Source organism: Nocardia sp. NPDC003482 (genome assembly GCF_053588115.1).
Map to the genome: position 1 here is coordinate 128,154 of NZ_JBSFPI010000012.1, position 16,761 is coordinate 144,914.

Sequence of the window (16,761 nt, forward strand, 5' to 3'; positions counted from 1 at the left end):
AGCATCCGGGTGTCCGACGGCTGCGATGCGGAGGGACGAGCGATGGCCGCTGACGAATACGGTGAGGTCGGAATATTCTTCGGCGAGCACATGCCGCGCGGCTGGCTGTGGCCCGCCATCGTGGTGCTGTTGGGAGTGCTCGCCGCGGCCATCGTTGTCATGGTCCTGGTGAGCAACGCGCATTTCGACCCGAGCCCGACCACCGTCCCGACGACCACCCCGGGAACCTGCGAACCGTTCTGCACGGGAGGCAGTCTCGCGCCCGCGCAACCCCACTGATCCCGAGCCCCGCGTTGCAGCCCCTCGGTCCCGAGCCCGCTGGCCCGGAGCCCAAGGCGGGTGTCCTTGCAGCCCCGCCGATCTGGGGCCGCTGTTTCCCCACCCCGCACCGCAGCCCTTGATCTCGGGGCCCAAGGCGGGTGTCCTTGCAGCTCCGCTGATCCGGGGCCGCTGTTTCCCCACCCCGCACCGCACCCTTGATCTCGAGCCCGCTGGCCCGGAGCCCGGCGCGGGTGTCCTTGTGGCCCCGCCCATCTGGGGCCCGCTGTTCCCCGCCCGCCATCGCGGCCCCTCGATCTCGGGGCCGCCGCGTCGTACCCCCGGGTGGTTATCATTGAGCGCAAAGGGGTTTGGGTAGCGGGTGAGGAGATGGGATGGTCTTCCAACGCGGGATCATCATCGAGGCGTTGGCGCCGCGGGGATGGCTGGTGCTGGCGGCGGTGGCGTTGGGGCTCGCGGTGTTCGTCGCGCTGCTGGTGCTGTTGTTGGTGACCAACAACGTGTTTCACGAACCCGCGCCGGTGCCCAAAGGGTCGTGCTACCCGTTCTGCACGGTCACCCAGGAGCCGCCCCCGCCGGGGTCCGGCTGGGGGTAGGCCGGGTGGGTCTCAGACCCACACGCCCTTGCCGACGGTCACCACGCCGCCGTTGCTGACCGCGAACCGTTCCCGGTCCCGCGCGAGATCGACGCCGATGATCTCGCCCTCGCCGACCATGACGTTCTTGTCCAGGATCGCGCGCCGCACCACCGCGCCCCGGCCGATCCGCACGCCCGGCATGAGCACGCTGCCCTCCACGGTCGCGCCGTCCTCGACGAACACATTGGAGCTCAGCACCGAATTGCGGACCGTCGCCGCCGACAGGATGCTGCCCGCGCCGACGATCGACTCCTGCGCCAGGCCGCCCTGGGCGAACTTCGCGGGCGGCAGGTTCTCCGCGGCCCCGCGAATCGGCCAGTGCCGGTTGTACAGATTGAAGATGGGGTGCACCGATACCAGATCCATGTGCGCGTCGTAGAAGGCGTCGATCGTCCCGACATCGCGCCAGTAACCGCGGTCGCGGTCGGTGGAGCCGGGCACGTCGTTGCGCGCGAAGTCGTACACGCTCGCCTCGCCCTGCGCGACGAGGGCCGGGATGATGTCGCCGCCCATGTCGTGATCGGAGTCGGAGTTGTCGGCGTCGGCGCGGATGGTGTCGACGAGCACCTTGGTGCTGAAGACGTAGTTGCCCATCGAGGCGAAGGTCATATTCGGATCGTCGGGCGTGCCCGGCGGATGCGCGGGCTTCTCCAGAAAGCCCGTGATGCGGCCGGATTCGTCGGAGTCGATGCAGCCGAACGCGCTGGCCTCCGCGCGCGGCACCCGAATCCCGGCCACCGTCACCCCGGCGCCGGAGTCGATGTGGTGCTGCACCATCTGCTCGGGATCCATGCGGTACACGTGGTCGGCGCCGAACACGACGATGTAATCGGGATCCTCGTCGTAGATGAGGTTCAGCGATTGCAGGATCGCGTCGGCGCTGCCGGTGTACCAGCGCGGGCCGAGCCGCTGCTGGGCCGGGACCGGGGTGATGTACTCCCCGGTGAATCCCGACAGCCGCCAGGTCTGGGAGATGTGCCGGTCCAGCGAGTGCGACTTGTATTGCGTGAGTACGCACAATCGCAGATATCCGGCGTTGACGAGGTTGGACAGGACGAAATCGATGAGCCGGTACGCGCCCCCGAACGGGACCGCGGGTTTGGCGCGGTCCTTGGTGAGCGGGAAGAGGCGCTTGCCCTCACCGCCGGCGAGCACGATCCCGAGTACGTGCGGCTGGCTCCTCACAAATCCAACCTACAGGGTTCCCGGGCGCGTCCGCTGGGTTGCGGGCCGGACCGACCGGCGCGAGTGGGCAAGCTCGCTCCGGAGCCGTTAGTTTGGAGCGGTGAGTTTCGGCGCGGATGGCGGTCACGAGCCCGAGCGATTGCGGGTGGCGATGCTGACCCGGGAATGGCCGCCCGAGGTGTACGGCGGCGCCGGGGTGCACGTCACCCAGCTGGTCCCGCGGTTGCGGGAGATCTGCGAGGTGACCGTGCACTGCATGGGGGTGGCCCGCGCGGACGCCGTGGTGCACCAACCGGATCCGAATCTGTACGCGGCGAATTCGGCCGTGCAGATGATGTCGGCGCAGTTGCGGATGGCCGACGCGGTGGGCGAGATCGACGTGGTGCACTCGCACACCTGGTACACCGGCTTCGCGGGACATGTGGCGGGCACGCTGTACGGGGTGCCGCACGTGCTGACCGCGCATTCGCTCGAACCGCGCCGCCCGTGGAAGGCCGAGCAGCTCGGCGGCGGCTATCGACTCTCGTCGTGGTCGGAGCGCAACGCCATGGAGTACGCCGACGCGGTCGTCGCGGTGAGCGAGGGCATGCGCCACGACGTGCTCGACGCCTACCCGACCATCGATCCCGCGCGAGTGCACGTGGTGCACAACGGCATCGACGCCCTCGCCTGGCATCCCGGCGATCCCGCGCCCGAGGCCCGCGACGTGCTCGCCGAACTCGGGGTCCGGCGCGATCTGCCGATCATCGCGTTCGTCGGGCGGATCACCCGGCAGAAGGGCGTCGCCCACCTGGTCCGCGCGGCCCGTGACTTCGATCCGGACCTGCAACTGGTCCTGTGCGCGGGCGCCCCCGACACCCCCGAGCTCGAGGCCGAGGTCTCCGCCGCCGTCGCCGAGCTGGCCCGCAGCCGCGGCGGCGTGTTCTGGGTCCGGGAGATGCTCCCCACCGAGCAGGTACGCCAGATACTCTCCGCCGCAACGGTTTTCGTCTGTCCGTCGGTCTACGAACCGCTGGGCATCGTCAATCTGGAGGCGATGGCCTGCGGTACGGCCGTGGTCGCCTCCGATGTCGGCGGAATTCCCGAGGTGGTGGCCGACGGGGTCACCGGACGGCTGGTGCACTACGACGGCGAACGTCCCGCCGACTACGAGCACGCCCTCGCCGAGGCGGTCAACGCGATCGCCGGGGACGCCGACCTCGCCCATGCCCTGGGCGTCGCGGGCCGGGATCGGGCCATGGCCGAATTCGACTGGTCGCAGGTGGCTCGCCAAACCGTCGCGCTGTACGAGAGTGTGCGTAAGGGCTGACTCACCGCGGCCGGTACGTCGATACCGTCACCGAGGCCGTCACCCGAACGATCTCCGGTAGCCCGGCGATCCGCTCGTCCCGTTCCGCCGCCTCGTGGTGCGCCGAGGGACCCATCCCCGCCACATCGCGAATATCGTTGTGCCCCAGCGGCATCGGATACTCCACCCGCGCCCGGTCGACCAGCTCGAAACGAGCGGACAGGGATTCGGCGAGCCGGTCGTCCTTGGCCTCGTCGACCCGCACCATCCGCAGCGGCTCGATGAGTTCGGCCAGATGGTTCGGGGTGGGCGTGACCACGACGAAGCGGCCCTCGGGGGCGAGGACGCGGGCGACCTCCTCGGGATTGCGGGGGGCGAAGACCGACAGGACGTGGGTCATCGTCGCGTCGCGGAGGGGGAGGGGTCGCCAGGCGTCGGCGAGGATCGAGGCGGCGCGAGGGTGCGCGCGAGCGGCGCGACGAGCCGCGGGTTTGGCGACGTCCAGGGCGATGCCGTGCGCGCCGGGGGCGGCGTCGAGCACCGCCGCGAGGTAGTAGCCGGTGCCGGAGCCGATTTCCAGCAGGGTGCGCGGGGGCGCCGCCGCGGTGGCGGCCGTGACCAGTGCGTCGGCGATCGGGGCGAAACGACCCGAACCCTGAAAGGCGGCCCGCGCGTCCAGCATCGCCGCGGTGTCGCCGCTCATCTTGGTCGACGCACCGGTCAGCAGGCTGACATAGCCCTGTCGGGCGAGGTCGAAACTGTGGCCCCGCGCGCAGGCAAGCGAACGGTCGCGCACGGCCATGTCGTCCCGGCATTCGGGACAGGCGAGCAACCGCGCGACCGCGGTGAGCGGCTCGGCGCCGGAATTCACCGGCATCGATGACGACGAGCGACTAGCTGGTGACTTCGGTGAGCTCTTTGCCGAGGGCCGCGGCCTCTTCCGGCGTGAGCTCCACGACCAGACGCCCGCCACCCTCGAGTGGAACCCGCATGACGATTCCACGCCCTTCCTTGGTTGCCTCGAGGGGACCGTCCCCGGTGCGGGGCTTCATGGCCGCCATCCTCTGCTCCCTCCAGATCCGCGCGGTCTGCTGCGCACTTTCTTGGAACTCGTGTTGTCACCAACCGGCAGCCGCCCCGCACGCGGAAACCGCGCCCGGAGGGCTGCACCCCGCCCATTCTTCCTCATCACGGAAGTGGGCGGGTACCTGAGTTCGAAAACCGACCGCCGTGGCGCGTGTTCACCCGCGCGGGGAGACCCAGCAATCGGCCAGATGATCGTCGACCATACCGGTCGCCTGCATCAGAGCGTAGGCCGTGGTGGGACCGACGAAACGGAAGCCTCGGCGTTTCAGTTCCTTTGCCAGGGCAACGGATTCGGGCGTCACCGCGGGCACGTCTCCGGTCGTGCGCGGGCGCGGGCGCGGCGGCGGGGCGAACGACCACAGCAGCTCGTCGAGGCCGATGTCGAGCTCGGCGGCGACCCGGGCGTTGCCGATACAGGATTCGATCTTGGCGCGATTGCGGACGATGCCGGGATCGTTCAGCAACCGCTCGGCGTCCGCGTCGGTGAAGGCGGCCACCCGCTCGATGACGAACCCGTCGAACGCCGCGCGGAAGGCGGGCCGCTTGCGCAGGATGGTGATCCAGGACAGCCCCGACTGGAACGCCTCCAGGCACATCCGCTCGAACAGCGCGTCGTCGCCGTGCAGTTCGCGGCCCCACTCCTCGTCGTGGTAGTCGCGGTACAGCTGCGAGGACTCCGCCCAGGCGCAGCGGATCCGATCGTCGCCGGTCATCGGGCGTCCCGGGACTCGGCGCGGGTGTCCTCGACCAGTTGCGCGGGCGGCTGCACCTGGGGGATCGGCGGGGGTTCGGCGGGCAGGCCGCGGACCTGGGTGAGCTGGGCCTCGAGTTCATCGATGCGGGCGGCGAGCCGGGCGAGGGCCCAATCCACCTCGCCCGCCTTGTACCCGCGCAGGACCTGCTGGAAGCGCAGGGCCCGCACATCGGCGCCGGTGATGCCGTCGGCCGGGAGGACCGTGGCCGTGGTGCCCTCCGGCAGCGGGCCCAGCTCCTCGCCGCGGCCGAACACCGCGCTCGCGACCACGAACAGCAGCGCGGCGACCAGGCCGACGATGAGCACGTACAGCAGCAGCGTGAGCATAGGCACGAGGATAGGGGCAGCGCCCGACAGGTACGGACCGGCGTCGCGCCGACCGTGCCCGCCGGATCGGACCCCCATCGCCCGACCCGGCGGGCACGGCGGAAAGCGTGCCGCGAGTTCGAGAATTCGGCGCGCCGGGCTCGGGAGTCTGCTCGTTCGTTGCGGAGGTGTCGCTCAGTGTTCGCCGGTGCGCCGGAAGCAGTACGCCGCCGCCGCTAGGTACTGACGACAGCCGCCGCCGTGCCCCGCGTGCACCGCGAGGATGAAGCGCGCGCGGTCGTAGGTGAGGTCGAGCGGTTCGTGTGCGCAGTCGCGGCTGGCTGCCAGCCACAGATCTCGAACACCGGGGGTGGGTGTGTTCACGGCGATACCTCCAACAGGAGAACGGAGCATCCGGCGCCGCCACCGAACCTTGGGATCGCCGGCTCGGTGCTGGTTGTCACGGCTGCGAAGGATGTGTCGCCTCGACGCCGGATGCACTTAGTACTTTCGCCGTGTTCCGACCGATATGAAATCGCACACCGTTGGTGTTGCTGTTGGCCTACTGTTGGCACGGACACGGGAAACAAGGACGTAACAATGGTGTTGGGTCGACCCTGGACGGGGTTCGAGGCGGTCGCGTTGCAGGAAGCGATGCGAAAGTCGGTGCGCGAGTTCGCGGCTCACCTGGGCATCGAGATGACGACGGTGGCCAATTGGCGATCCGGGCTGAGCGCGGTCACGCCGCGCCCGCTCACCCAGGAACTGCTGGACACGCTGCTGGTTCAGGTCAGTCCGGAGGTGCGCGAGCGGTTCGAGCAGATTCTGGCCGAGGGCGAGCAGGCCCTCGGCTCGCGCCGGTTGCCCACGCGCCGAACCGTTTCCGCCGCGGCGGGCGCGACCGCCGCGGGCAACGACGCGGCGCTGCTGGCCCGGCTCGACGACGCCCGCACGCTGGTGGATCGGACGCTGGCGGCGTGCACGATCGCCCCCTCGATGGTCGAGCTCATGGAGGAGCGCGCCGCGGGCCGGGTGCTCACCTACACGAGCACCCCGCCCTCGCAGGTGTTGGCCACGGTGTTGCCGGATGTGCTGGAGGTGCAGTCGATCTCGACGCAGCGCCAGCCCGCCGCCATCCAGTCGCGGCTGTCGGAGGTCACCGCCGTGTTGGGATTGCTGATCGCCGACGCGCTGATGAAACTCGGTCAGATCGAGCGCGCCAACTTCTGGTACGGCACCGCGCGGATGGCCGCCGACGACACCGGCAACCTGCGGCTGCGGGCGCGGGTGCGGGCGCAGCACGCGATGTTGCCGTACTACTACGGCAGTCCCGAACACGCCGTGATGCTGGCGCGCGCGGCCCAGGCCCAGCTGCCCGAAACCGCCGACGACGCAACGGCATTGGCGGCCGCGGCGGAGGCGCGGGCGCTGGCCCGGCTGGGGGACGCGGACGGGGCGGAGTCGGCGATGCGGCGGGCCCGCGCGCACACCGCGGCGTTGGGGGAGATGTCCTCCGACGAGGCATTCCGCTTCGGTGAGAAACGTCTGCTGCTCTACCTTTCCGGCACGCTGACCAATCTCGGCCGGGTGGCCGAGGCGCGGCGGGTGCAGGAACAGGCGTTGCGGTTGTATCGGGACAGCCCCGGCGTGGTCGTGGATCCGGCGCTCATCGAGCTGGACATCGCGATCGGTTACGCGCTCGAGGGTGCGGTGGACGAGGCGTGCGAACAGGCGGCGCGGGTGCTCACCACGCTGCCGGGCGAGCATCGGACCACGATCGTGGTCTCGCGGGCGGCCGCGGTGGTCGACGCGATACCGGAGGCCGCGCGCGGCCGTAGGACGGTGGAGGAACTGCGGCACCTGGTCGCCGCCGGAGCGAGCGAACTGCGGTGATCGCCATGTCGGAGCCGATGACGACGGGAGCGCCCGGCTTACCCTTCACGCCCCGCCGGACCCGGTGGATTCTGCAACGGGCTTGCGGCGCAGGCGGTTTCGACGCCACCGGGGCGCAGCTGCTGCGGCATCACACCAACGCCGTGTACCGGTTGGTGAGCGCGCCGGTGGTGGTGAAGATCGATCGGCCGTTCGGGGTGCGGCCGCCGGTGGACGTGGTGGCCCTGGTGCGCTGGCTGCGGGAGCGGGGCGTGCCGACCGTGCCGCCGACGGCCATCGCGCAACCGCTGCGGATCGGCGGCTGCACGGTGACCTTCTGGGACTACCTGCCCCAGCACCGCCCGATCGCGGCCGTCGATCTCGCCGCCCCGCTGGCCGCCCTGCACGGCCTGCGCACCCGCCCCGCCCAATGGCTGCCGGACCGTCATCTCGACGAAGCCTTCGCCCATATCGCCCGCTCCATCGAGGCGAGCACCATCCTCTCGCCCTTCGACCGCCGCCTCCTGCACGACGAACGCCTCCGCCTGGCCGCCGCGGCCCCCGCCGTCGACTTCCCCCTGCGCCCCGCCCTCATCCACGGCGACGCCCACCATCGAAACACGTTGTGGGACCCCGTCTCCCGCCGCGGCGTCCTCTGCGACTGGGAGAGCGTCGCCGTCGGCCGCCCCGAATGGGACCTGGTCACCCTCGAGGTCCACTGCCGCCGCTTCGCCCATCCCCCCACCGAATACGAAACCTTCTGCGACGCCTACGGTTTCGACATCCGCACCTGGCCCGGCTACCCCTGGCTCCGCGACCTCCGCGAACTCCGCATGATCACCACCAACGCCTACAAATCCACCCCCGGCACCCCCACCGCCCAAGAGGTCCTCCGCCGAGTCCAGGGCCTCCGCGAGGACATCGCCCTGCGCTGGAACATCTTGTGACGCGGCCTCATCGGCGTTCGGTCAGCGCCCCCAGGTCGACGGTCAGCGGGAACGGCGACTCCACGGTGACGATGCCCGTCGCGCGCGGGGTGATGTGGTACTCGCCGGTGGTGTCGAGGGTGTAAATCGTCAGCCCGACGGACTCCGGATCCAGGATGTCGATCACCCAGTAGTGGGCGATCTTGTTGGCCGCGTATTCGCCCGCCTTGACCGCGTAGTCGCGCACCGCGGACTCCCCGGACGTCGCGATCTCGACGGCGAGGGCGATCTGCTCGCTGCGCACCCGGGTCTGCTCGTCGACTTCCACGGGGGCGACCACGAGATCGGGAACCCGCCGGGGCGACCGACCCGCCAGTTCGGCCTCCAACTCCGCGAATGCCTCCCAGCCCGTGGGCAATTGGCTGTCGAGCTGGGCGACCAGTCGGGTGACGGCACGGCTGTGCAGGGGTGCGGGGCGAGCGTTCACGAGCAAGAATCCATTCTCGATCTCGTAACGATGGGCGGTGTCGACCGGCAGAGCGTCGAATTCTTCCACGGTGATCGACCGCCTGCGGGGCATCTCAATGTCCACCGTCATCATCGCCTCCGTGCGCGAGCCACTGGTGTGCGTTCTGGTGCCATCATCGCATCCGCCCGACTGCCGTGGCGGACGCCGGAACGCCTACAGGTGGCGGGTGGTGTCGATGCTCAGGGACATGCCGGCCAGGCCGCGGCGGCGGACGGCCAGTTTTTCGGAGATGGCGAGGAGGGACTCGGCGGCGGGGTCGGTGGGGTTGGACAGGACTATAGGGGTGCCCTCGTCGCCGGCTTTGCGGAGGTCCTGGGTGAGGGGGATCTGGCCGAGGAGGGGGACGTCGGCGCCTACCGCGCGGGAGAGGCGGTCGGCGACGGCCTGGCCGCCGCCGGAGCCGTAGAGGTCCATGCGGGTGCCGTCGGGGAGGTCGAGCCAGGACATGTTCTCCACGACGCCCGCGATGCGCTGGCGGGTCTGGAGGGCGATGGCGCCGGCGCGCTCGGCGACCTCGGCGGCGGCGGGCTGGGGGGTGGTGACGACCAGGATCTCCGCGTTGGGGATGAGCTGTGCGATGGAGATGGCGACGTCGCCGGTGCCGGGCGGGAGGTCGAGCAGCAGGATGTCCAGGTCGCCCCAGAACACGTCGGCGAGGAACTGTTGCAGCGCGCGGTGCAGCATCGGGCCGCGCCACACGACGGGCGTGTTGCCCTGGGTGAACATGGAGATCGAGATGACCTTCACGTCGTGCGCGATCGGCGGCATGATCATCCGCTCGACCTGGGTGGGCCGGGCGTCGGTGCCGAGCATGCGCGGCACCGAGTGACCGTAGATGTCCGCGTCGAGCACGCCCACCGACAGTCCGCGCGCGGCCATCGCGGCCGCGAGATTGACTGTGACACTGGACTTTCCGACGCCGCCCTTACCCGAGGCGATGGCGTACACCCGGGTCAGCGAGCCGGGCTGGGCGAACGGGATGACCGGCTCGGGCGAATCGCCGCGCAGCTTCTTGCGCAACTCGGTGCGCTGCTCGTCGTTCATGACGTCGAGGTCGACGGTCACCGCGCCCGCGCCGGGGACGTCGGCGACCGCCTTGCGCACCATCTCGGTGAGCTTGGTGCGCAGCGGGCAGGCCGCCGTTGTCAGGTAGATCTCGACATGGACACCGCTGTCGGCGTCGATGGCGACGCTCTTCACCATGCCCAGTTCGGTGATCGGTTTACGGATCTCCGGGTCGTCCACCTTCGCGAGAGCAGCCCGCACATCCGATTCCGTTACCACTGGCATGACGCCCAGCTTAGCGGCGGCCGTCCGGGCCCCCGAGGGGCAGCTTGCGTAAGCACGTCCAGGGCCCGGGAACGTCGGACTCAGATCCGGGGCAGCTGGCTGGCCTGCGGGGCGACGCCGGTGCGGTACGCCACCTCCCAGGCCATCACGTTCGCCACGTAGGCCATCGAGTTGTTGTAGCGCATGATCGCCTTGGACTGCTGGGACAGATCGTTCATGTCCAGCCCGCCGGAGCACAGGTACTTGCCCGCGGTCAGGGCCGCGTCGAACAGGTTCTGCGGGTCGGAGATGCCGTCGCCGTCGCCGTCCGCCGCGAACTTGCGGTAGGTCTCGGGCAGGAACTGCATCGGACCCACCGCGCGGGTGAAGCCGCGCATACCGCCGTCGAGCTCGCCGTCGGTGGCGCGGACCATCTGGTTGCCCGCGAGGCTGCCGTCGAGCACCGGGCCGTAGATCGGGTCGATCGGATTGCCCTTGGCGTCGGCCTTGCCGTTGGCGTGATGCGATTCGATCCGGCCGATCCCGGCGAGCACCGACCACGGCATGTGGCAGTCCGGATTCTCCTGGGCCAGTACGCGTTCGGCGTTCAGATAGGCCGCGTGCGCGATGCCGGGCATGCCGAGCGGACCGGCGGGCAGATCCGCCGCGACCCGATCCCCGCTCTGGGCAACGGTTTTCACGATCGGGGGCCCGGGATGCTTGGCGGCGTGCAACAACTCGTCGGCGACCACCGCGGCCCGCGGGGCGACCTCGGCGCTCGCGCCCTCCGAAAGCTGTTGCGGCGCGGCCACTGCCGCGTGCTCCGCGGTCTCCACATCCGATGCCGAGGCCGCGCTGACGGCGACGACTCCCGCGGGCACCAGCCCGGTCAGAGCGATGACTGATCCGCGCCGGACGGTGACGGTCGGCGGCTTGCGATGACGTCCCACTGTGCGGTGGCCCTCCAATGCTCGCTGTGAGCCTTTCGTGACACAACGAGATGAGGTTACCGCATCCGAGATCTTTTCGTTACTTCTTCGTGACCGGGTTTCCGGTTTATCTCACGCAGGCGGGGCGGGGAGCGGCACCACGATGCCGAACGGCAGGGTGATCGCGGGCGGCGGGGGCGCGGGCGCCTCGGCGGGCGCCTGCTCGGGCGGCGCGGCCGGGCCGGGTTCCGGTGTCTTGGTGGGAGCTTGGGGCTGCTCCTCCTCGAGCGCCGGACCCTGCGGCGCGGGCGGCTGTCCCGGCGCGGCGGGTGCGGCGGGCTGGCCCGGGGCGGGCTGCTGCTGCGGGGCCGCGCACTGGGCCTGGCGCTGGGCGTCCGAATTCCGCGGCGCCGCATTGGGATCCAGCGGCTTGTTCGGGTCCTGGCCCACCTGCGCCTGGTCGTTCGCCGACCAGCGTTGCGTATCGGCCGGTTTCGCCGGTTCGCCCGGTTTGGGCATCGGCGCCGGATTCGCCGCCGGGTCACACGGTTTCGGCGGGGGCGGCGGGCAGAAGATGCCGCACGGGATCGGCGGCAGCCCGGGGATGTTGATCATGACCTGGGTGGGCTGCTGGGGCGTGGTGGTGGTCGCCGCGGAGCTGGGCGGTTCGGTGGTGGTCGTGGTCGAGTTCGGGCTCGGATAGGTCGTATTGACCGCCAGCATGGTCGAACCCGCGCCCTCGGGCATCGCCCCCGGCGGGATCAGATCGGGGGAGATCTGCACCTGGGTCGGGGCGCCGCCGTTCTTGTAGGCGTTGGACCAGCTCAGCACCTGCGCGGCGTAGGCCACGGAGTTGTTGTAGCGCAACACCGCTCGCAGCTCCTGCTGCGGATCGCGCAGATCCAGTCCGCCCGAGCACAGGTACTTGCCCGCGCCGAGCGCCGCGTCGAAGACGTTGTTGGGGTCGGAGATCCCGTCGCCGTTGCCGTCGGAGGCGTAGTGCGCCCAGGTGCCGGGCAGGAACTGCATCGGGCCGACCGCGCGCACGAAACCGCCGTCGGCGGCCTTGATGACCTCGTTGCCGGGCAGTGTGCCGTCCAGGGCCGGACCGTAGATCGGCCCGACCGTGGTGCCGTTGGCGTCCGTGCGTCCGAAACCCGCGTGGTTGGACTCGATCTTGCCGATGCCCGCGAGCAGGTGCCAGCTCACCCCGCAGTTGGGCATCGAGGATTGCAGGGCGAGCTCGGCGTTGCGGTAGGCCGCGAGCACGACCTCCGGGATGCCGAGCACCCCGCCGCCGGGCAGCGAGATGTTCTGCAACGGCACGGTCCCCGCGAACGGGGGCAGGCCGTCGCTCGGCGGGATCATTGCCCGGAGTTTGCGAGGCGGTTCGGGAGCGGCCGGAACGAGGCCGACGGCCTGGGCGGTCGCGGTATCGGCGGCGTCGGCGGGACCGGTCGCGGCGGCCAGCTGCGCCTCGGGGGCCTTGGGCGCGGCGGGCTTGGCGACCGGCTGCACGGCCGTCGAACCCGAAGCCATCAAACCCGCTACCACCAGCGCCGATACGGTTATCGGACCAGACATTCGCATCGGCACACCAAACCCCTTCGTAGTCGGTGAGCGACCGGGTCGACACCCCGTCCGGGCCGGTCGCTCCGGACAACGTGATCCAGGTTACCCGGCGGTCAGCTTGTTGTTGTCGATATTTACGGTCAGTTGCCTTCGATCTGTGGAGAAATCGGTACCCGCCCCCGCTTTCTATCGGTACTCTTCTTCGATTTGGCCGCCGCCACAGATTCTTCTCCGGCGCTCGGCGCGCCCGCCTCGAGACGCGCCAGCGTGTCCTTGATGTCCTCGAGTTCGCGGCGCAGATAGTCGCGGGTGGCGACCTCGCCGACGGCGATCCGCAGCGAGGCCAGTTCGCGGGCGAGGAATTCGGTGTCCGCCTTGGTCTGCGCGGCGCGCGAGCGGTCCTCCTCCAGCGACACCCGGTCCCGGTTGTCCTGCCGGTTCTGCGCGAGCAGGATCAGCGGCGCGGCGTAGGCGGCCTGGGTGGAGAAGGCCAGATTCAGCAGGATGAACGGATACGGATCCCAGCGCAGCGCCGCGACGAAGACGTTGACGATGATCCAGACGATCACCACCACGGACTGCAGGACGAGATAGCGCCCGGTGCCGAGGAATCGGGCGATGCGCTCGCTCGTGCGGGCCATGGCCTCGGCGTCGAGTTCGAACCGGAACCGCGATTCGACCGGGGTCTCGAGGCGCTGGCGTGCGATCGGCTTGTCGGCGCGCTCGTTCATGGGCGTTCTCCCGTTCCCGTGGCGGCGGCGGCCGCGGCGGTGGCATTGCTGTCCTCGTCCTGCTCGCGCCAATCCTCCGGCAGCAGATGGTCGAGCACGTCGTCGACCGAGACCGCGCCCAGCAGGTGGTTCTCCTCGTCGACGACCGGGCCGCAGACCAGGTTGTAGGTGGCGAAGTAGCGGGTCACCGCGCTCAGCGAGGCGGCCGGCCGCAAGACCGTCAGATCGGCGTCGACCAATCCGCCGACCAATGTCGCCGGAGGTTCGCGCAGCAGTTGCTGAATGTGTACGCAGCCGAGGTAGCGCCCGGTCGGGGTGGCCGTGGGCGGCCGGACCACGAAGACCAGGGAGGCCAGCGCCGGGGTGAGGTCCGGATCCCGCACGCGCGCCAGGGCTTCGGCGACGGTCGCGGCGGGCGTGAGCACGACCGGGCGCGGCGTCATCAGACCGCCCGCGGTGTAGGGCGAGTACTCGAGCAATCGGCGCACCGGCTCGGACTCCTCGGGGTCCATGAGCGACAGCAGCGCCTCGGCCTCACCGGTCGGCAACTCGCCCAACAGGTCCGCCGCGTCGTCGGGGTCCATCGCCTCGAGCACGTCGGCGGCGCGCTCGACCCCGAGCTGCTGCAGGACCGTGACCTGATCGGTCTCGGGCAGTTCCTGCACGACGTCGGCGAGCCGTTCGTCGTCGAGCGCGCGGGCCAGTTCGATGCGCCGCTTGCCCGGCAGCTCGCGCATCAGGTGCGCGACGTCGGCGGGGCGCAAACCCTCGAACTGGCCGAGCAATTGGGTCACGTCCTGGCCCGGCAGATTCAGCTCGTACGGGGTCAGCCCGCGCACGTGGTTCCAGTCCACGACGTGGATCGCCCGGCGGCGACCGAGGCGGCGATGCCCGCGCACCGCGACCCGCGAGACCAGCCAGTCGCGGGTGCGGGTCTGCTCGATGCCCAGATCCACCACGAACAGATCGACGTCGTGCAGATCCGGCAGCTCCGGATCGTCCACGCGGACCGTGGAATCCAGCACCTGGGCCAGCGCCAGCATCTCGCCGGGCCGTTGCTCGAAGCGGCGCAGGCTGACCGTGCCGGTGTTCAGGTTCACCGAACCGGGCTCGATCGCGGTCACCCGCAGCATGGGCACGAATATTCGTTTGCGCGTGGGCAGTTCGACGAGCAGGCCGAGCACCCGGGGTTGCTGGCGGTCGTATCGGATGGAGATCACCACGTCCCGGACCCGGCCGATAGACTCGCCGTCCGGACCCAGCACCACCAGGCTCGCCAGCCTGGCGGCGAAAACCCTCGTCGCTGCCATGATGCCCAGGCTAGAGGGTGCTCTGTCCGGATACTGGAGGAGATGTCGCATGTCAGTCCGCCGTTCGGTGCTCGCCGTGCCCGGCAGCAATCCCCGCATGATCGAGAAGGCCATGGGTTTGCCCGCGGACGAGGTCTTCCTCGACCTCGAGGACGCGGTGGCGCCCGGGGCGAAGGCCGCCGCCCGGGCCAACATCATCGCCGCGCTCAACTCCTCGGGCTGGGGTGAGCAGCTCAAGGTGGTGCGGGTCAACGACTGGACGACCGAATGGACCTACGCCGACGTGATCGCCGTCGTCGAGGGCGCGGGCGCGGCGCTGGACGCGATCCTGCTGCCGAAGGTCACCGACGGCGGTCAGGTGCGGGCGCTGGATCTGCTGCTGACCCAGGTGGAGAAGGCCGCCGGCCTCGCGGTCGGCCGCATCGGCATCGAACCGCAGCTCGAGAACGCCCTGGGCCTGCGCAATATCGATGACATCGCGACCGCGAGCCCGCGGGTGCGGACGCTGGTCTTCGGGCCCGCGGACTTCATGGCGAGTATCAATATGCGCACCCTCGTCGTCGGCGAACAGCCGGAGGGCTACGAGCCCGGCGACGCCTACCACCACATCCTGATGACCATCCTGCTCGCCGCGCGGGCGCACGGCCTCCAGGCCATCGACGGACCCTATCTCCAGATCCGCGATCTCGACGGCTTCCGCCGGGCCGCATCCCGAACGGCCGCACTGGGTTTCGACGGCAAGTGGGTGCTGCACCCCACCCAGATCGAGGCGGCCAACGAGATCTTCTCCCCGCGCCAGGCCGACTACGACCGGGCCGAGGAGATCCTCGACGCCTACGCCTTCCACACCTCCGAGGCCGGGGGTGCGCGCGGGGCGGTCATGCTGGGCGACGAGATGATCGACGAGGCGAGCGCGAAGATGGCGCGCGTCATAGCCGAGAAGGGCAGGGCCGCCGGAATGGCGCGAACCACGCGTTTCACTCCCCCGTCGCCGGCGGATCAATAGCATGATGGAGCCATGACTAGTCCGTTGGGGAACTCCAACCGCAATCGGCCCGGCCTGCCGACGCCGCCGTCGGGTTGGCCCGTCGGGTCGTATCCCACCTATGCCGAGGCGCAGCGGGCGGTCGACTATCTGGCCGACAACCAGTTCCCGGTCGAGAACGTGACCATCGTGGGCGTGGATCTGATGCAGGTCGAGCGGGTGCTGTACCGGTTGACCTGGGGCAAGGTGATCGGCGGCGGCATGGTGTCGGGTGCGTGGCTGGGCCTGTTCCTGGGTCTGCTGCTGAGCCTGTTCACCACCGGCGGCGCGCTCGGCCCGCTCGTGGTGGGTCTGGTCGGCGGTGTCATCTTCGGTGTCATCTCCACCTCGATCCCCTACGCCGCCACCCGCGGGCAGCGCGATTTCGCCTCCACCATGCAGTTGGTCGCCGGGCGCTACGACGTGCTGTGCGAGCCGAAGGAGGCCGAGGCCGCCCGCGACATGCTGGCCCGGCTGGCCATCTGACGTGCGCGTGCTCGACGAGGTCCGGGCCGCGACGCTCGGCTATTTCGGTGTGCCCTCGGCGGATTCGGCCTCGGTGACCTTCCTGGGGCTGGAGCCGATCGAGATCCTGCGGATCCCCGACGGCGAGGTGCTGCACTACGTGACGCTGGGCGGTTCGCGCCATCCCATGACCGATCCGTCCGACGCCCTGGCCGATCCGGTGCGCGGCCCGCGCGCGGAGCTGGTACTCACGTTGCGCGCCAAGGGATCTCACGCCGGGATCGCGCGGGGGCTCGGCGTGCTGATCGCCTCCCCTGCGGTGGAAGGCGTTGTGCTGCAAGCGGATGCGCTGCTGGATCTGGGAGAACCCTTGTGGGACAAGGCCCCGTTCACCGCGGTGCTGCTCGGCCCCAGCGAACTGCCCGAGGTCGCGCTGCCCGAACCGGCCGAACCCGTGCGGTTCCTGTCGGTCGCGCCGCTGACCGCGACCGAGGCGGCGTGGGTGCGGGTGCGCGGGGCGCAGGCGCTGCGGGAGGCGTGGGCCGAGGCGGGCATCGACGTCACCGATCCGGGGCGCGGCGCGGCGACGCTGTGAGCG

20 protein-coding genes are annotated in these 16,761 nt (G+C 70.2%); 8 read left to right on the top strand and 12 right to left on the bottom strand.

Annotation, left to right across the window (positions count from 1 at the left end):
- Nucleotides 1-42 precede the first annotated feature (42 nt).
- Together ACWDSJ_RS20435 and ACWDSJ_RS20440 are read left to right on the top strand one after the other, a co-directional pair.
- Nucleotides 43-279, top strand: a complete 237-nt coding sequence (locus ACWDSJ_RS20435; RefSeq protein ID WP_450033591.1) for a hypothetical protein — start codon at nt 43-45, stop codon at nt 277-279.
- Between the two features lie 374 nt (nt 280-653).
- Nucleotides 654-875 carry a hypothetical protein gene (locus tag ACWDSJ_RS20440; protein WP_450033592.1) on the top strand — a complete coding sequence of 74 codons (222 nt, stop codon included), beginning with the start codon at nt 654-656 and terminating at the stop codon, nt 873-875.
- Nucleotides 876-887: 12 nt separating this feature from the next.
- Here ACWDSJ_RS20440 and glgC read toward each other — a convergent pair whose 3' ends face one another.
- The gene (gene glgC / locus ACWDSJ_RS20445) at nt 888-2,102 is read right to left on the bottom strand and encodes a glucose-1-phosphate adenylyltransferase (RefSeq protein WP_387363632.1); all 1,215 of its coding nucleotides are present in this window, start codon (nt 2,100-2,102) and stop codon (nt 888-890) included.
- Between the two features lie 139 nt (nt 2,103-2,241).
- On the opposite strand from glgC, the gene glgA reads away from it, so the two are divergent.
- Entirely contained in the window at nt 2,242-3,411 is a 1,170-nt protein-coding gene (gene glgA, locus ACWDSJ_RS20450; protein ID WP_450033674.1) for a glycogen synthase, read from the top strand.
- Between the two features lies 1 nt (nt 3,412).
- Here glgA and ACWDSJ_RS20455 read toward each other — a convergent pair whose 3' ends face one another.
- The 5 genes from ACWDSJ_RS20455 to ACWDSJ_RS20475 all read right to left on the bottom strand — a co-directional run bounded on the left by ACWDSJ_RS20455 (nt 3,413) and on the right by ACWDSJ_RS20475 (nt 5,920).
- Nucleotides 3,413-4,267 carry a putative RNA methyltransferase gene (locus ACWDSJ_RS20455; RefSeq protein ID WP_450033593.1) on the bottom strand — a complete coding sequence of 285 codons (855 nt, stop codon included), beginning with the start codon at nt 4,265-4,267 and terminating at the stop codon, nt 3,413-3,415.
- 16 nt (nt 4,268-4,283) lie between these two features.
- Complete coding sequence (locus ACWDSJ_RS20460) at nt 4,284-4,451, bottom strand: DUF3117 domain-containing protein (RefSeq protein ID WP_019929283.1); 168 nt, start codon at nt 4,449-4,451, stop codon at nt 4,284-4,286.
- A gap of 180 nt (nt 4,452-4,631) precedes the next feature.
- On the bottom strand, nt 4,632-5,189 hold the full coding sequence (locus ACWDSJ_RS20465; RefSeq protein ID WP_450033594.1) for a DNA-3-methyladenine glycosylase I: 558 nt from the start codon (nt 5,187-5,189) through the stop codon (nt 4,632-4,634).
- Complete coding sequence (locus tag ACWDSJ_RS20470) at nt 5,186-5,557, bottom strand: DivIVA domain-containing protein (RefSeq protein ID WP_450033595.1); 372 nt, start codon at nt 5,555-5,557, stop codon at nt 5,186-5,188. Before ACWDSJ_RS20470 ends, ACWDSJ_RS20465 begins: the two co-directional genes overlap by 4 nt.
- A gap of 174 nt (nt 5,558-5,731) precedes the next feature.
- A complete protein-coding gene (locus ACWDSJ_RS20475) occupies nt 5,732-5,920 on the bottom strand; it encodes a hypothetical protein (RefSeq protein ID WP_387363645.1) in 189 nt (62 codons plus the stop codon).
- A gap of 216 nt (nt 5,921-6,136) precedes the next feature.
- Here ACWDSJ_RS20475 and ACWDSJ_RS20480 point away from each other — a divergent pair, with 216 nt between their 5' ends.
- Both ACWDSJ_RS20480 and ACWDSJ_RS20485 read left to right on the top strand, forming a co-directional pair.
- A complete protein-coding gene (locus ACWDSJ_RS20480) occupies nt 6,137-7,429 on the top strand; it encodes a hypothetical protein (protein ID WP_450033596.1) in 1,293 nt (430 codons plus the stop codon).
- A gap of 5 nt (nt 7,430-7,434) precedes the next feature.
- Complete coding sequence (locus tag ACWDSJ_RS20485; RefSeq protein WP_450033597.1) at nt 7,435-8,355, top strand: phosphotransferase family protein; 921 nt, start codon at nt 7,435-7,437, stop codon at nt 8,353-8,355.
- Nucleotides 8,356-8,362: 7 nt separating this feature from the next.
- On the opposite strand, the gene ACWDSJ_RS20490 is transcribed toward ACWDSJ_RS20485, so the two are convergent.
- From ACWDSJ_RS20490 to ACWDSJ_RS20515, 6 genes are all read right to left on the bottom strand, one after another.
- Complete coding sequence (locus ACWDSJ_RS20490) at nt 8,363-8,932, bottom strand: Uma2 family endonuclease (RefSeq protein WP_450033598.1); 570 nt, start codon at nt 8,930-8,932, stop codon at nt 8,363-8,365.
- Nucleotides 8,933-9,016: 84 nt separating this feature from the next.
- Nucleotides 9,017-10,153: an Mrp/NBP35 family ATP-binding protein gene (locus ACWDSJ_RS20495; protein ID WP_450033599.1), complete on the bottom strand. Its 1,137-nt coding sequence runs from the start codon at nt 10,151-10,153 to the stop codon at nt 9,017-9,019.
- An 80-nt stretch (nt 10,154-10,233) separates the two neighbouring features.
- Nucleotides 10,234-11,082 carry a lytic transglycosylase domain-containing protein gene (locus ACWDSJ_RS20500; protein WP_450033600.1) on the bottom strand — a complete coding sequence of 283 codons (849 nt, stop codon included), beginning with the start codon at nt 11,080-11,082 and terminating at the stop codon, nt 10,234-10,236.
- A 111-nt stretch (nt 11,083-11,193) separates the two neighbouring features.
- Nucleotides 11,194-12,600 (bottom strand): lytic transglycosylase domain-containing protein, encoded by a 1,407-nt coding sequence (locus tag ACWDSJ_RS20505; RefSeq protein ID WP_450033601.1) that lies wholly within the window; start codon nt 12,598-12,600, stop codon nt 11,194-11,196.
- Between the two features lie 173 nt (nt 12,601-12,773).
- Entirely contained in the window at nt 12,774-13,364 is a 591-nt protein-coding gene (locus ACWDSJ_RS20510; RefSeq protein WP_387363665.1) for a DUF1003 domain-containing protein, read from the bottom strand.
- Nucleotides 13,361-14,674, bottom strand: a complete 1,314-nt coding sequence (locus ACWDSJ_RS20515) for a magnesium transporter MgtE N-terminal domain-containing protein (protein ID WP_387363668.1) — start codon at nt 14,672-14,674, stop codon at nt 13,361-13,363. The genes ACWDSJ_RS20510 and ACWDSJ_RS20515 overlap by 4 nt, the downstream gene beginning before the upstream one ends.
- A gap of 49 nt (nt 14,675-14,723) precedes the next feature.
- Here ACWDSJ_RS20515 and ACWDSJ_RS20520 point away from each other — a divergent pair, with 49 nt between their 5' ends.
- From ACWDSJ_RS20520 to ACWDSJ_RS20530, 3 genes are read left to right on the top strand one after another with little or no spacing between them, the layout of a single operon-like run.
- A complete protein-coding gene (locus ACWDSJ_RS20520) occupies nt 14,724-15,680 on the top strand; it encodes an HpcH/HpaI aldolase/citrate lyase family protein (RefSeq protein WP_450033602.1) in 957 nt (318 codons plus the stop codon).
- Between the two features lie 12 nt (nt 15,681-15,692).
- Entirely contained in the window at nt 15,693-16,184 is a 492-nt protein-coding gene (locus ACWDSJ_RS20525; protein ID WP_387363674.1) for a general stress protein, read from the top strand.
- A gap of 1 nt (nt 16,185) precedes the next feature.
- Entirely contained in the window at nt 16,186-16,758 is a 573-nt protein-coding gene (locus ACWDSJ_RS20530) for a suppressor of fused domain protein (protein ID WP_450033603.1), read from the top strand.
- The last annotated feature ends 3 nt before the right edge of the window (nt 16,759-16,761 follow it).

Bases quoted from the DNA above. Each gene is read 5' to 3' on its own strand.
- ACWDSJ_RS20495 (WP_450033599.1), bottom strand. From the start codon at position 10,153: ATGCCAGTGGTAACGGAATCGGATGTGCGGGCTGCTCTCGCGAAGGTG.
- ACWDSJ_RS20485 (WP_450033597.1), top strand. From the start codon at position 7,435: ATGTCGGAGCCGATGACGACGGGAGCGCCCGGCTTACCCTTCACGCCC.
- ACWDSJ_RS20525 (WP_387363674.1), top strand. From the start codon at position 15,693: ATGACTAGTCCGTTGGGGAACTCCAACCGCAATCGGCCCGGCCTGCCG.
- ACWDSJ_RS20470 (WP_450033595.1), bottom strand. From the start codon at position 5,557: ATGCTCACGCTGCTGCTGTACGTGCTCATCGTCGGCCTGGTCGCCGCG.
- ACWDSJ_RS20455 (WP_450033593.1), bottom strand. From the start codon at position 4,267: ATGCCGGTGAATTCCGGCGCCGAGCCGCTCACCGCGGTCGCGCGGTTG.
- ACWDSJ_RS20435 (WP_450033591.1), top strand. From the start codon at position 43: ATGGCCGCTGACGAATACGGTGAGGTCGGAATATTCTTCGGCGAGCAC.
- ACWDSJ_RS20505 (WP_450033601.1), bottom strand. From the start codon at position 12,600: ATGGCTTCGGGTTCGACGGCCGTGCAGCCGGTCGCCAAGCCCGCCGCG.
- ACWDSJ_RS20510 (WP_387363665.1), bottom strand. From the start codon at position 13,364: ATGAACGAGCGCGCCGACAAGCCGATCGCACGCCAGCGCCTCGAGACC.
- ACWDSJ_RS20440 (WP_450033592.1), top strand. From the start codon at position 654: ATGGTCTTCCAACGCGGGATCATCATCGAGGCGTTGGCGCCGCGGGGA.
- ACWDSJ_RS20490 (WP_450033598.1), bottom strand. From the start codon at position 8,932: ATGACGGTGGACATTGAGATGCCCCGCAGGCGGTCGATCACCGTGGAA.
- ACWDSJ_RS20460 (WP_019929283.1), bottom strand. From the start codon at position 4,451: ATGGCGGCCATGAAGCCCCGCACCGGGGACGGTCCCCTCGAGGCAACC.
- ACWDSJ_RS20480 (WP_450033596.1), top strand. From the start codon at position 6,137: ATGGTGTTGGGTCGACCCTGGACGGGGTTCGAGGCGGTCGCGTTGCAG.
- ACWDSJ_RS20515 (WP_387363668.1), bottom strand. From the start codon at position 14,674: ATGGCAGCGACGAGGGTTTTCGCCGCCAGGCTGGCGAGCCTGGTGGTG.
- ACWDSJ_RS20520 (WP_450033602.1), top strand. From the start codon at position 14,724: ATGTCAGTCCGCCGTTCGGTGCTCGCCGTGCCCGGCAGCAATCCCCGC.
- ACWDSJ_RS20465 (WP_450033594.1), bottom strand. From the start codon at position 5,189: ATGACCGGCGACGATCGGATCCGCTGCGCCTGGGCGGAGTCCTCGCAG.